This is a genomic window from Bradyrhizobium sp. AZCC 1678 (assembly GCF_036924765.1).
GTDB lineage: Bacteria > Pseudomonadota > Alphaproteobacteria > Rhizobiales > Xanthobacteraceae > Bradyrhizobium > Bradyrhizobium algeriense.
Genome location: NZ_JAZHSE010000001.1, coordinates 7,723,159 through 7,736,107, shown reverse-complemented (window position 1 = coordinate 7,736,107; position 12,949 = coordinate 7,723,159). Strand labels below are relative to the sequence as shown.

14 protein-coding genes and 1 riboswitch are annotated in these 12,949 nt (G+C 62.1%); of the genes, 7 read left to right on the top strand and 7 right to left on the bottom strand.

The window, feature by feature from the left end:
- The 4 genes from V1294_RS36865 (at window position 1) to V1294_RS36850 (ending at window position 2,731) form a co-directional block, all read left to right on the top strand.
- A complete protein-coding gene (locus V1294_RS36865) occupies window positions 1–723 on the top strand; it encodes a heme-copper oxidase subunit III family protein (RefSeq protein ID WP_334485811.1) in 723 nt (240 codons plus the stop codon).
- 9 nt (window positions 724–732) lie between these two features.
- Window positions 733–1,131, top strand: coding sequence for a cytochrome C oxidase subunit IV family protein (locus V1294_RS36860; protein WP_334485809.1), 399 nt, complete (start codon window positions 733–735; stop codon window positions 1,129–1,131).
- Window positions 1,132–1,264: 133 nt separating this feature from the next.
- On the top strand, window positions 1,265–1,687 hold the full coding sequence (locus V1294_RS36855; RefSeq protein WP_334504979.1) for a c-type cytochrome: 423 nt from the start codon (window positions 1,265–1,267) through the stop codon (window positions 1,685–1,687).
- 132 nt (window positions 1,688–1,819) lie between these two features.
- Complete coding sequence (locus V1294_RS36850; RefSeq protein ID WP_334504976.1) at window positions 1,820–2,731, top strand: heme o synthase; 912 nt, start codon at window positions 1,820–1,822, stop codon at window positions 2,729–2,731.
- Window positions 2,732–2,860: 129 nt separating this feature from the next.
- On the opposite strand, the gene V1294_RS36845 is transcribed toward V1294_RS36850, so the two are convergent.
- The 4 genes from V1294_RS36845 to V1294_RS36830 form a co-directional block, all read right to left on the bottom strand.
- A complete protein-coding gene (locus V1294_RS36845; RefSeq protein WP_334504184.1) occupies window positions 2,861–3,610 on the bottom strand; it encodes a hypothetical protein in 750 nt (249 codons plus the stop codon).
- A 280-nt stretch (window positions 3,611–3,890) separates the two neighbouring features.
- Window positions 3,891–4,829 carry a prephenate/arogenate dehydrogenase family protein gene (locus V1294_RS36840; RefSeq protein WP_334504182.1) on the bottom strand — a complete coding sequence of 313 codons (939 nt, stop codon included), beginning with the start codon at window positions 4,827–4,829 and terminating at the stop codon, window positions 3,891–3,893.
- A complete protein-coding gene (gene hisC, locus V1294_RS36835) occupies window positions 4,826–5,923 on the bottom strand; it encodes a histidinol-phosphate transaminase (protein WP_334485794.1) in 1,098 nt (365 codons plus the stop codon). Before hisC ends, V1294_RS36840 begins: the two co-directional genes overlap by 4 nt.
- 27 nt (window positions 5,924–5,950) lie before the next feature.
- Window positions 5,951–6,811 (bottom strand): chorismate mutase, encoded by an 861-nt coding sequence (locus tag V1294_RS36830; protein ID WP_334504179.1) that lies wholly within the window; start codon window positions 6,809–6,811, stop codon window positions 5,951–5,953.
- 175 nt (window positions 6,812–6,986) lie between these two features.
- A riboswitch (SAM riboswitch) is annotated at window positions 6,987–7,066 on the top strand.
- Window positions 7,067–7,148: 82 nt separating this feature from the next.
- Here V1294_RS36830 and metX point away from each other — a divergent pair.
- Both metX and metW read left to right on the top strand, forming a co-directional pair.
- Window positions 7,149–8,354: a homoserine O-acetyltransferase MetX gene (metX, locus tag V1294_RS36825; RefSeq protein ID WP_334485790.1), complete on the top strand. Its 1,206-nt coding sequence runs from the start codon at window positions 7,149–7,151 to the stop codon at window positions 8,352–8,354.
- Between the two features lies 1 nt (window position 8,355).
- Window positions 8,356–9,024, top strand: coding sequence for a methionine biosynthesis protein MetW (gene metW / locus V1294_RS36820; RefSeq protein WP_334485788.1), 669 nt, complete (start codon window positions 8,356–8,358; stop codon window positions 9,022–9,024).
- Window positions 9,025–9,076: 52 nt separating this feature from the next.
- Here the strand turns inward: metW and V1294_RS36815 are convergent, their stop codons facing one another.
- Complete coding sequence (locus V1294_RS36815; RefSeq protein ID WP_334504177.1) at window positions 9,077–9,937, bottom strand: alpha/beta fold hydrolase; 861 nt, start codon at window positions 9,935–9,937, stop codon at window positions 9,077–9,079.
- A gap of 258 nt (window positions 9,938–10,195) precedes the next feature.
- Between V1294_RS36815 and V1294_RS36810 the strand changes: the two genes are divergently transcribed.
- Entirely contained in the window at window positions 10,196–11,083 is an 888-nt protein-coding gene (locus tag V1294_RS36810; protein WP_334504174.1) for a TIGR02594 family protein, read from the top strand.
- A 53-nt stretch (window positions 11,084–11,136) separates the two neighbouring features.
- Here the strand turns inward: V1294_RS36810 and V1294_RS36805 are convergent, their stop codons facing one another.
- A complete protein-coding gene (locus tag V1294_RS36805) occupies window positions 11,137–11,934 on the bottom strand; it encodes a phosphatase PAP2-related protein (protein ID WP_334504172.1) in 798 nt (265 codons plus the stop codon).
- Between the two features lie 579 nt (window positions 11,935–12,513).
- Window positions 12,514–12,825 carry a hypothetical protein gene (locus V1294_RS36800; protein ID WP_334504170.1) on the bottom strand — a complete coding sequence of 104 codons (312 nt, stop codon included), beginning with the start codon at window positions 12,823–12,825 and terminating at the stop codon, window positions 12,514–12,516.
- Window positions 12,826–12,949: the final 124 nt, after the last annotated feature.

Sequence of the window (12,949 nt, the reverse complement as noted above, 5' to 3'; positions counted from 1 at the left end):
ATGGCAGAGACTGCGCTGACAAACCCGGGAGAATCGGCCGTGCGAGCTACCGGCTGGCGGGGCATTGCTGACGACTGGTCCTCGGACCAGCGCGCATTCAAGAATGTCTCCTGGGGGAAGGCCATGATGTGGATCTTCCTCCTGAGCGACACCTTTATCTTCAGTTGTTTTCTGCTGTCCTACATGACCGCGCGAATGTCCACGACCGTGCCGTGGCCGAATCCGAGCGAGGTATTCGCTCTCACCATTGGCGGGCATCATATCCCTCTGATCCTGATCGCCATAATGACCTTCGTCCTGATCAGCAGCAGCGGGACCATGGCGATGGCCGTCAATTTCGGTTACCGCCGTGATCGCACCAAGACCGCGGTATTGATGCTGGTCACAGCGGCACTTGGCGCAACCTTCGTCGGAATGCAGGCGTTCGAATGGACCAAGCTGATCATGGAGGGCGTCCGGCCATGGGAAAACCCGTGGGGCGCGGCGCAGTTTGGTTCAAGCTTTTTCATGATCACCGGCTTCCACGGCACCCACGTGACGATCGGCGTGATTTTCCTGATTGCGATTGCGCGAAAGGTCTGGCGGGGCGACTTCGATGTCGAAAGGCGCGGCTTTTTCACGAGCAGGAAAGGCCATTACGAGATCGTCGAAATCACCGGCCTGTACTGGCACTTCGTCGATCTGGTGTGGGTGTTCATCTTTGCCTTCTTTTATCTTTGGTGAGGTCGGCGCATGACAAGTACAGCGGTAATAGACGGACAACAACCTTCGCTACGCACTCATGTGCATGACGCAATCCCAGCTGGAGCTGTGCACGCAAAGGGCCAGCAGCACCCGATCAAGCTCTATCTCGTGGTCTGGGGATGGTTGTTCGTCCTCAGCGCCTGCTCCTATCTCGTCGACTACTTTGGCTTGCACGGCTATCTCAGATGGTCGCTGATCCTGCTGTTCATGGTGCTGAAGGCCGGCTTGATCGTCGCAGTATTCATGCACATGGCCTGGGAGCGGCTGGCGCTCGCCTATGCCATCCTGCTGCCGCCGGTGCTGGTGCTGGTATTCGTGGCCATCATGGTGTTCGAATCCGAGTACACGCATCTCATCCGGGTCCTGTTCTTCGCGTCGCCGACTTAGATACTGCCGCCTCGCATCAGAAGGGGGAGGATCACTCGCTGGGCTAGTCGGCACGAGGCTATGCTTGCCAATTGGCAAGATAGTCGCTGCGGTTTGCGCGACCATATTGCTTGTCGGCCATGGAGACAGTCGGATGCGCCGTTTCATTCTCGTGCTCGGAGCCGGAATCTTCGCAATCGTTCCTGGGTATGCCCAGGATGTGGCTTCCGGCGAGAAGGTTTTCGTCCAATGCAAGGCGTGTCACCAGATCGGGGAGAACGCAAAGAACGCCGTTGGCCCGGTTCTCAACGGGCTCTTCGGGCGAAAGTCCGGGACCATTGAAGGCTACAGCTATTCACCCGCGAACAAGAATTCCGGAATCACCTGGGATGAAGCAACCTTCCGGGAATACATCAAGGATCCGAAAGCCAAGATACCCGGCACCAAAATGATTTTTCCAGGCTTGAAAGATCCAAAGCAGATTGACGACATCGTCGCCTACCTCAAGCAGTTCGATGCGACGGGAAAGAAGGCGGGAATTGTCCCGGCGGAAAGCAAGCTCGCAAAGCTGCAGTAGCGGCCGCAGTCGGTGAAACCGGCCTGCGCATTTCGGAGACTGCCTGACAAGAGCGTTCTACAACCGATGGCTTTCTTGAGTACCGGACTGAAAGACGCCGCCATGTCGGCGGCAAGGGGAGGCATTAATCTCATGCAAATCAATCGTTCAATTCTCGTTCGCAGGAGCTATGCCAACATCGGGGACTATGTCGCGCTGACGAAACCGCGCGTTATGTCGCTGGTCGTCTTTACCGCACTGGTCGGTCTCATGGTCGCGCCAGGCGGCATCGATCCCTTCGCCGGTGTCGTGGCTCTTCTTTGCATAGCTGCCGGAGCCGGCGCCGCAGGTGCGCTCAATATGTGGTACGACGCCGACATCGATGCGTTGATGGCGCGCACCGCCATGCGTCCAATTCCCAGCGGCCGTGTATCGCGCTCGGAAGCATTGGTTTTCGGACTGATGCTCGGCACGTGCGCCGTTCTAGGCCTCGGCACTTTCCTGAACATGGCTGCGGCTGCGCTGCTTGCTTTCACAATTTTCTTCTATGTCGTCATCTACACGATGTGGCTCAAGCGCCGAACACCGCAAAATATCGTCATTGGCGGTGCGGCTGGCGCACTCCCTCCGGTGATCGGCTGGGTCGCGGCCGCCGGAAATGTTGGGCTCGAACCGCTCGTCCTGTTCCTGATCATCTTCCTTTGGACGCCACCCCATTTCTGGGCACTGTCGCTCAATCTTGCCGGCGAGTATGCCCGCGCCGGGGTGCCGATGTTGCCGGTCGTAGCCGGCCGGGCCGAAACAAAGCGCCAGATTCTTCTCTATAGCGTTGTTCTGGCTCCTGTCTCACTGCTGCCCTGGGCATTGGGGTTCGCGGGGGCGATCTATGGCGCGGCCGCGGCGATGCTTGGAGCGATCATGATTTTTCTCTCATGGCAGGTACGTCGGAGCAACGACGAGGAAAGGCAGCCTGCGCGTCGCCTGTTCGCGTTTTCCATGCTCTATCTGGTTCTTCTTTTTGGTGCGCTGTTGATGAATGCTGTACCCTATGTTCAGCCGCTCTAATCCAGTGCGAAGTCCGTCGTTCTTTAACACCGCCCCGGATATCGCTCGCAATCACGGCGTGGAGAAGCTGAAGATAGGTAATCGCTCCGCGCCGCTACACTGCTCGAAACAATGACGAGGGGATGGTCGTCACAATGCGTACCGAACCCATACGTTGGGTTCGACGTAAACCGCACAATCCTGTTCGAGTGAAATCATGACCGGCACAAGCGCGCCCGCAATCGCGATCTCGCCAGACCGATCGAACGACGTTCCGGTCCAACGTGACCAGTCGGCAATACTGCCAACAATCGTCATGGAATAGGGCGCAATCTTCACGAGCCTTGCCCCGGCGCGAAGGTGAGTACGCAGCCAGGGGTCGGTCGGGAAGCCGTCGGCACCCACTGTGTCAACGTAATCGCGCATCGGCACGAATGGACGAAGATGCTTCTGGTTTGGCCGCACCGGAGCGAACATTTCCGCAAACCCATGGGCTTTCGCGCATGCTTTCATGGCGTCCAGCAACGCCAGCGAATTGCCGCCGCCTCGCGCTTCGGGAAGCAAACTGATTTCCAGGGCGCTCAGCGCATTCGGCGCGCGCCCTGCCATCTGATCATCGTGAGCCCAACGGATGACCTCGTCCCAGCCGCCATCGGGGAGTTCGGTGCGGCCGTCGATGTTGAAAGCGAACGGTACGCTGAATGCCCGGGCGACGACCTTGCCTTCGGCGACGCCGACGAACGCACAGTCGAGGTACCGATCGAATCTCGATGGCGCAAAGTAGAGCTGCGCTACCGCGTCATGCCGCATGAATTCCGGCCAGACCGAATCCAGTTCAGCAGAGAAGATCAATGGCCGCAGATCGGGTCGTTCCCGCAATGTAAAGATTTCCAGAGCCATGATGCCTGCCCAACCCTGTCGTCGAAACCTTTACGCCGCCGAACCGGCGCGCGTGAGGGGAGCTTCGTAGCCCGGATGGAGCGCAACGCAATCCGGGGCCACTACCGCTATCGTTCCCGGATTGCGCTTCGCTCCATCCGGGCTACAAGCTTGACGATCTCTCCACGTCATTGCGAGCGAAGCGAAGCAATCTAGGCCTCCACACGGGGAAAGATGGATTGCTTCGCTTCGCTCGCAATGACGTGTGGAGAGCGGCGCGCAAGTGCCGAAGCGGTGTCCCTCACTCCGCCTTCTTCAGCGGCGGATGCGGCCGGCCGAAATCCGGCGCGGCCGAATCCTGGCCGATCTCGACGATGCCGCGGCGGATGGCGCGGGTGCGCGTAAAATGCTCGAACAGCGCTTCGCCGTCGTTGCGGCGGATCGCGCGGGTGAGCTTCGAGAGATCTTCGTTGAAGGTGCCGAGCATCTCCAGCACGGCTTCCTTGTTGTTGAGGAACACGTCGCGCCACATCGTCGGGTCCGACGCCGCGATGCGGGTGAAATCGCGAAAGCCGCCGGCGGAGAATTTGATCACCTCCGACGACGTCACCTGCGCCAGTTCATCCGCCGTGCCGACGATGGTGTAGGCGATCAGATGCGGCAGGTGGCTCGTGATCGCCAGCACCAGATCGTGGTGGTCGGGCGTCATGATCTCGACTTTGGCGCCCATGCCGGTCCAGAATGCACGCAGCGTTTCGACGGCCATCGGATCGGCGCCATCGGGCGGCGTGAGGATGCACCAGCGGTTGATGAAGAGTTCGGCGAAGCCGGAATCGGGCCCGGAATGCTCGGTGCCCGCGACCGGATGGGCCGGAACGAAATGAACATTCGCCGGCAGATGCGGCGCCATCTCGCGGACGATCGCGCCCTTGACCGAGCCGACGTCGGACACGATCGCGCCCGCTTTAAGGAACGGTGCAATCTCCTGCGCGACCGGGCCACAGGCGCCGACCGGGATGCAGAGGATCACGAGGTCGGCGTCTTTGACGGCTTCCGCGTTGGTCTCCAGCACCTCGTCGACGACAGAAAGTTCGGTCACCCTCGCGCGGGTCTTCTCCGAGCGCGCGGTGGTAACGATTTCGCTGGCGAGCCCCTGGGCCCGCGCGGCGCGCGCGATCGAGCCGCCGATCAGGCCGAAGCCGATCAGCGCGACGCGTCGGAAGATCGGCGTTGCGTTCATTTGGCCGCCATGAAGTCGCGCAAGGCCTCGACGACGAGGCGATTGGCCTCCTCGGTGCCGATGGTCATGCGCAGGGCGTGGGGGAGGCCGTAATTGTTGAGCGCCCGCAGCACCAGGCCTCGTTTAGTTAGAAACACGTCCGCGTCCGCCGACGTCTTGCCTTTCTCCTGCGGGAAGTGGATCAGCACGAAATTCGCCACGCTCGGCGTCACCTTGAGCCCCAGCTTGCCGATTTCTTCGGTCAGCCAGTTGCGCCACTGCTCGGTGAACGCCTTCGACATCTGGACATGCGCAGTGTCCTCGATCGCGGCCACCGCCGCCAGCATCGCCGGCGTCGAGACGTTGAACGGCCCGCGAATCCGGTTGACGGCGTCGATGATGTTGGCAGGGCCGAACATCCAGCCGATCCGTAAGCTGGCCAGCCCGTGGATCTTGGAGAAGGTGTGCGTCATCACGGTGTTTTCGGTGGTCGCCACCAACTCCAGGCCGAGCTCGTAATCGTTGCGCGACACGTAGTCGGAATAGGCGGCGTCCAGCACCAGCAGCACATTCTGCGGCAGGCTGGCGCGCAGCCGCTTGACCTCGTCGAACGGCACGTAGGTGCCGGTCGGATTGTTCGGGTTGGCCAGCCACACCAGTTTCGTGCGCGGCGTCACGCGCGCGAGAATGGCGTCGACGTCGGCGGTGAAGTCGGTCTCGGGCGCGACGACGTTTTTCGCGCCGTTCGCCATCGTGGCGATCGGGTACACCAGAAAACCGTGGGCGGTGGAGATCGCTTCATCGCCGTGGCTGAGATAGGTGTGCGCCAGCAGGTTGAGGATTTCGTCCGAGCCGGCACCGCAGATGATGCGGTTGGGATCGAGCCCATAGGCGCGGCCGATCGCCTCGCGCAGTACCCGCGAGGTGCCTTCCGGATAGTCCTCCAGATGCGCCGCCGCGGCCTTATAGACTTCGATCGCCTTCGGCGACGGCCCGAACGGGGTCTCGTTGGCGGACAGCTTGAACACCTTGCGGCCCGGCTCCGGCACCGGCGTCTTGCCGGGCGTGTAGGGCGCAATATCAAGAATGCCGGGATTCGGCACGGGGCGGTTCATCTTCTGGCTCCGGATATTCAGGACGGCTTAAGACTTGGCTGCCCCGTTCGGGGGCACCGTATAGCGCGTTGCGTGGCTGCCGACGAGGGCCGACGAGCGCACCGAAGCGCCGGCCTGGATCAGGGCTTTCTTGATCTTCTCGAAGCCGGCGCCGGCGTCGGATACCAAAAGCGCTGCGCCGTCGAAGGCGGTGTCGGGCACGGCGACGATTTCGGCGAGCGGCGCCACGGCGCGCGCGATATCGGCGTTCCAGCCGGAGACGCGGACGCTCCACATCTGGACCTCGGTCACCATGGCATCGTCGGCGACCCGCGAGATCACGAAGACGGGGAGCGCCGCCGGATGGTCGGCGCGTTCGAGGAACGGCAGCCGCGCGATGATTTTTGGCGCGCCGTCTGCTTCCAGCGCGATCCACCACGGCGTGCGGCTCGAGATTGCCGAGACCAGCGCCAGGTCGCCCTTCGATTTCGCCACCGCTTCCACCGCGGCCTGCGCGCTGAAATGGCCGACATAAGGCACGACGAAGCCGAAATGAAACCGCGCCGAATCCCGCATCGCGGGCTCGCCGACCGAGACGTCCGCATGCACCGCGAACGGCGCCTGGACATAGGTGAAGGTCGAGATGATGACGCGCCAGATGCTCTCGATGGTGTCGAGCGGCAGGATGCCGCGATGACGCTGCACCAGTTGCCGCATCATGCTGGCCTCGCGCGCGGGCCGGAACGCGGAGCCGACTTCCTGGGTCTGCTTCACCTGGATCAGCCGGTCGATGATGTCGCCGCGCGCCATCAGCAGGCGATGGACCTGCTCGTCGATCGCATCGATTTCCTTGCGCAATTCCTGCAGCGAGGGCGGGGCCGGGGGTGCCTTGGACGGTGCCTTGGACATCTTCGAAAAACCTTGGTGCCGAACAGCCCGATGCGCCGGCAGACAGTCGCATTGATTAGGAAAGACGGGCGCTGAAAGCAAAGAGAAACGTCACGGGCCAGCCCTGCACGATCGGGTTAACCATGCCGTCCGGCCCCCGCCTGCCTTGACGAAATGCCTGGGCGGGACTAGCTTTGTTCCATTCCGTGGTCATTTGAGCCGGCCGGCTTGCAGCCACGTTAAACAACTCGCTAAACAGGCCGGGGACAGAGTTGATCCCGGCCGAACCTTTGTTCAGGCCGGGTTTTTTATGGCCTGATTCTGTCTGTAGAGCCTCCGTAAGGAGGTCGGTGCCGAAATGACAAACGTGCATTCGATATCTAGTCCCTCGATCCTCAACGAGGATCGCGCCCATGAGGCCGATCATCCGACCTCGCCGGTGGCGACGTTCGGCATGGATCAGCCCTTGAGGCTCGATTGCGGCATCGATCTCGCGCCGTTCCAGATCGCCTATCAGACCTATGGCGAACTGAACGCCGATCGCTCCAACGCCATTCTGATCTGCCACGCGCTGACGCTGGATCAGCACGTCGCCAATTTGCATCCCCTGACGGGCAAGGCCGGCTGGTGGGAAATCATGGTCGGTCCCGGCCGTCCGCTCGATACCGACCGATACTTCATCATCTGTTCGAATGTGATCGGCGGCTGTATGGGATCGACCGGTCCGGCCTCGACCGATCCGGCCACCGGCAAGGCCTGGGGGCTGGATTTTCCTGTGATCACCATCCCCGACATGGTCCGAGCGCAGGCCATGCTGCTCGACCGGCTGGGGATCGAAACCTTGTTTTGCGTGATCGGCGGATCGATGGGCGGCATGCAGGTGCTGCAATGGACCGCCGCCTATCCGGAGCGCGTGTTCTCGGCGTTGCCGGTCGCCTGCTCGACACGCCACTCCGCACAGAACATCGCGTTTCATGAACTCGGCCGACAGGCCGTGATGGCTGATCCGGACTGGCACCATGGGCGCTATTTCGAACGCAGCACCCATCCGCATCGTGGATTGGCCGTGGCGCGGATGGCCGGGCACATCACCTATCTCTCCGACGCCGCGCTGCATCGCAAGTTCGGACGGCGGATGCAGGACCGCGAGTTGCCGACCTTCTCGTTCGACGCGGATTTCCAGGTCGAAAGCTATCTGCGCTATCAAGGCTCGTCCTTTGTCGAGCGTTTTGACGCCAACAGCTATCTCTATCTGACGCGGGCGATGGACTATTTCGATATCGCCGCCGACCACAGCGGCGTGCTGGCGCAGGCGTTTCTCGGCATCAAGACCCGCTTCTGCGTGGTGTCGTTCACCTCGGACTGGCTGTTCCCGACCTCGGAATCGCGGGCGCTAGTGCATGCGCTGAACGCTTCCAGCGCGCGGGTGTCGTTCGCCGAGATCGAGACCGATCGCGGCCATGACGCCTTCCTGCTCGATGTGCCGGAGTTCTTCGACATTTCCCGCGCCTTCCTGGAATCGGCCGGCAAGGCGCGTGGGCTCTCCAATGGTGCGGGTGGTTGATATGGCGGTTCAAGAACCGGCCCTGCCGCTCGGCGGCGTAGCGCCCGACCGCACCGGCAAGTATCGCACCGATCATCTCATGGTCGCCGAAATGATTCCGGCCGGCTCAAAAGTGCTTGACGTCGGCTGCGGCGATGGCGAGTTGCTGCAACTCCTGGAGAGCCGCGGCATCGACGGCCGCGGCATCGAACTGTCGCGCGAGGGCGTCAACCGCTGCGTCGCCAAGGGGCTCGCGGTGGTGCAGGGCGATGCCGACACCGACCTCGTCAATTATCCGGACGATGCCTTCGATTACGTGATCCTGTCGCAGACGCTGCAGGCGACGCGGCAGCCGAAGCCGGTGCTGGAGAATCTCCTGCGCATCGGCCGGCGCGCCATCGTCTCGTTCCCGAATTTCGGCTTCTGGAAGATGCGGCTGCAACTGCTCGTCGGCGGACACATGCCGCGCACCGAAAATCTCCCCGCCACCTGGTACGACACGCCGAACATCCATTTCTGCACCATCAAGGATTTCGTGCAGCTCTGCGACGAGATCAACGTCAAGATGGAGCGCGCGGTGGCGCTCGACCTCTACGGCCGCCCGGTGCCGCTGAACCTGCCCTGGTGGGTCTGGAACATGTTCGGCGAGCAGGGCGTGTTTTTGCTGAGCCGGGGTGGGGCGGGGAAGTGACCGCACTGCCGTCATTCCGAGTTCGATGCTGCGCATCGCCGCGGAATGACAGTCACGCCATTGACCGCGCATCCCGCACCGGCCATCTCCCGGCCTCGACCAGCGCGATGAACCGCTCCACCATCTCGTTGAACAGCGCCGGCTCTTCCAGATTGAGCACGTGGCCCGACTTCGGAAAGAACGAAAGCCCCGCCGCCGGCAGGTGCTGCTTCAGGAACAGGCTCGGCCCGATGCAATTGTCGTCCTCGTCGCCGCACAGGATCAGCGCCGGCGTCGGCACGCGCCGGATCGCATCGGTCATGGTGTAGATCGACGGCCGTCCGCCCTGAAAGCTGCGCATGGTGTTGGCCGAACCTTTGGCGTCATGCCGCGCCAGCGCGGCGTAGAAATCGGCATGGCCGCGCGGGTCTTTCAGCAAAAATGGAATCCGGCTCGGCGCCTCGCGCGTCACCTTGGCGACTTCCGCCGAGCCGATCGCCTCATACTGCTCGGCATTGGCCCGGCACTGCGCGCGGAAGGCATCGAGATGCTCGATGGCAGAGCCTGAGCCGACGGCGGCGAGCGTCATCGACAGCGCCCGGTCGGCTGCATTGAGGCCGACCTGCAGCGAGGAATAGGAGCCCATCGACAGGCCGACGAAATGCGCTTTGGCGATGCCGAGGTGATCGAGCACCGCGAGCGCATCGGTGTAGAAATGCTTGTAGGTGTAGACGGCGGCGTCAGGCGGCACGTCGGAGGGCGTATAGCCGCGCGCCGAATAGGCGATGCAGCGGTGGCCGCGCGAGAAGTAGCGCATCTGCGGCTCCCAGTTGGTGTGGTCGGCCGCGAACTCGTGCAGGAAGATGATCGGCGTCCCGCTTCCCGCCTCTTCGTAGTGCAGACGAACGCTGTCTTTGGCGACGGCATAGGGCATTTCGGATTCTTCTCCATTTTCTTGTTTTCACGCAACATCCTTGCGTGGCCGAGCAGCAAAATTGCAATTAATTCTCGCGGCCGCAATACGGCAATCTAGTTTCATTTTCGCCATCGAAAGATCGCGGAATCACCCCGGAATTGTTTCCGCAGCGCCACATGAAATCTTCGTCTCGTCACATCGCGACGCAAAACGCCGCCCGCGGTCGTTCGTGGACGAACGCAAAGGGGAAGGTGGGGGTGCTACAGAGGGCTTAGTATGCGTCAGTTGTTTGCGTTTCGCCGGTCGCTTCGTTTCATCGCGCTGGCACTATGTTCGGTTTCCATCGTTGCATTCGTCACTCCAGCTTCGGCACGGCCTCACCACGGCGCAGGGCGACACGCTCGCGCTTATCACGCCGGCCATCATGCCAAGCATCATTACGCCTATCGCCACCATCGCCACGCTATCAGGACGTCGCGCTGGGATCGCAGCGCGCAGCGAATGCAGGCCGGCGGCTTTGCCGATACCAACCCGAGCTTCATGGAAAGCAGCCCCCAGATGGTTGCGCCCGGCGGCTTCGGCTCGCCCAGCGTCGTCACGGAGGCGCGCGCCGATCGCGGCCGTCGTGGCGCCCGGCTGCGGCAGGTCGAGCGCACATCACGCTGGGAGCGTGGGGTCGCGCAGATGCAGGCGCGCGGCCTTGCCAATGTCAACGCAAGCGTCGCAACGGATGCAAGCGTCGCGACAAATGCAAGCGCCGGAGCGAATTCAACCGTGACGCCGGCCGGCGGCGCGATGGCGTCCAGCTTCAGCTCGTCGAACGTCGTCGCCACAGCGCGCCGCTATCTCGGCGGCAACCCGACCGGACGCGGCAGCTTGTGGTGCGCGCGGTTCATGAACATGGTGCTGCAGCACTCCGGCTATCGCGGCACCGGCTCCGACATGGCGAACTCGTTCGCAAGTTACGGCCAGCGCGTTTCCGGGCCGCAGGTCGGCGCGATTGCGGTGATGACGCGCGGCCGCCGCGGCGGCCATGTCGGCGTCATCACCGGCATCGATGCCAAGGGCAATCCGATCATGATCTCCGGCAATAACGGCAACCGCGTCCGCGAAGCCCCGGTCTCGCGCGGCCGGATCTACGCCTACGTGATGCCGACGAGCTGAGGCGGATCGTGCGGCGTCCTCTCTCCGTTGTTGGCGGGGAGGAGAGGACGCTTTCATCCGTTCGGATGATTCAAGTCGGCTTTGGATTGACCGCTCGGCATCGCTTCATCGCTGACGACGTGCAGCACGAACGGTTTGGGAGCGCGCTCATGTCCGCTACCGGCCGGAGCCAACGCCTTTCGGCTTGCACGCTTCGGCCGTGGGGCAGTCTGGTTTTCGGAAGAACGAAATAGCGTGTAGTCGCGGGCAAACAGCCAGCACGAAATCTGAAAGACGCCGTGGGTGATGAACAGGGCGGCAAGTACGTCGATCGAATAGTGATAGTGGCCGAGCAGCACGACCGAGCCGAAGAAGGCAGTCAGCGCGAGATAGAACATTCGCCATTGCGGGATGTACCAGAAGGCAAGCGCGGCGAGAAACGGCAGGCCTGTGTGGCCGGAGAAGAATAGATCGCTGCCGTAGAAAATCGAGTTGAAGAACGGCGCCGGCTTCTGCGGATCGATAGGCGATGGCGCCATGTGGGTGAGCGCCACGAACACGGCGCGGACCAGCAGGAACAGCGCCACGGCCTTGAGCGCGAATGGCACCCGGTTCGGTCGCCAGGCCAGCAGGCTCGCCGTAATCACGAACGCTGCGAACGTCCCGTAAATGAAGAGAAAGCGCACGTTGAAGGGGCCAACGCGGCTCAGCACAAAATCGGTGACGTAATTGCTGGCGTGAACCGTGGCATAGGTGACCGCGGCGAATATCGCGATGGTGCTGGCGGCGAGGAAAGCTGCACCCTCGGCGAGCGAGCGCAGATACGCGCGATTGCCCAGCAGCGTCCGGTAGAGCCGTATGGTATCTTCCATGACCAATGCTCCGCGCAAATTTCCGCTGGGGCCAAGCCAATTGTCAACCGGGAGCGCGCAACTGTAACCTTGCGCGCGATAGCCGCGTGTGAAGCATGCCACATCTCGGAAATCCGTCTCGCTGAGCGGTATGATGAGGCCTATCCCGATGCCGCCGGGCTCTCACGGCCGTGATGATACTTCGTGGGACGTCCGGCACGTAACAGTAGAACCATCAGATGAAGTCATTTTCTGAGTGCGACGAAGACATCCTGAAATGAATTGATGGTTCGATGATCTTTGCCTGATTGAGGCATAGGTGTCGTCATGCGCGAAGATATTACTTCTTCCAGTTTCCTTGCGGTTATCATTGTCGGCTTGATTGTGGTTTGTACCGGCTTTCTCGCGCTTGGAATGTGAAGTCCAGTCCCGGGTCGACCTTGTCGCGGCGCAGGCAAATGCGCGCCAGTTGAAGCCTGCTCGGCTGCACGGCTGGATGTACCTGGCGGTGAGGCCTGCCGGTCAGCCGATCGAGGCATGAGGCGGCCAAGCGCGGCGCTGTCGCGGATATCCGACGAGGCCTGCTTCCAGCCAATTCATTCACGGGAGCGGTTCGACCTTCGCCGCCATGTCGGGCGCGCGCGTGACGCGGTATGTCGCGTTGCTGCATTTGAGGACCCAGACGGCGCGGTCCGGCTGCGAGCGCTTTTTGTCCCTCGTGGCGCCGAGCGCCTTATCACAGGCAAACCCCTGCGTGCGAATCTGAGCCGCCAGCATGGTCTGCGGCGTTTCCGCCGCAACCTGTTGCGCCCGCGCCTGCGGGCTGAGAAGAACAGCAGCGATAGTCAGGGGTAATGATCGGAGCAATGATCCAGGTGCTTTGTACATGACATCAACCCTCAAGGCAGGCATCCCGCTCATCTGAATGCCGAACTATACCGCAAAAACACCGGCGTTGTCCGCTTTGGCTCGGAAGGCCCGGTTGTGACGTCCGTGCTTCTCCCGATCGCGGAAAACGCCGGCCGCGAGCGTTAGA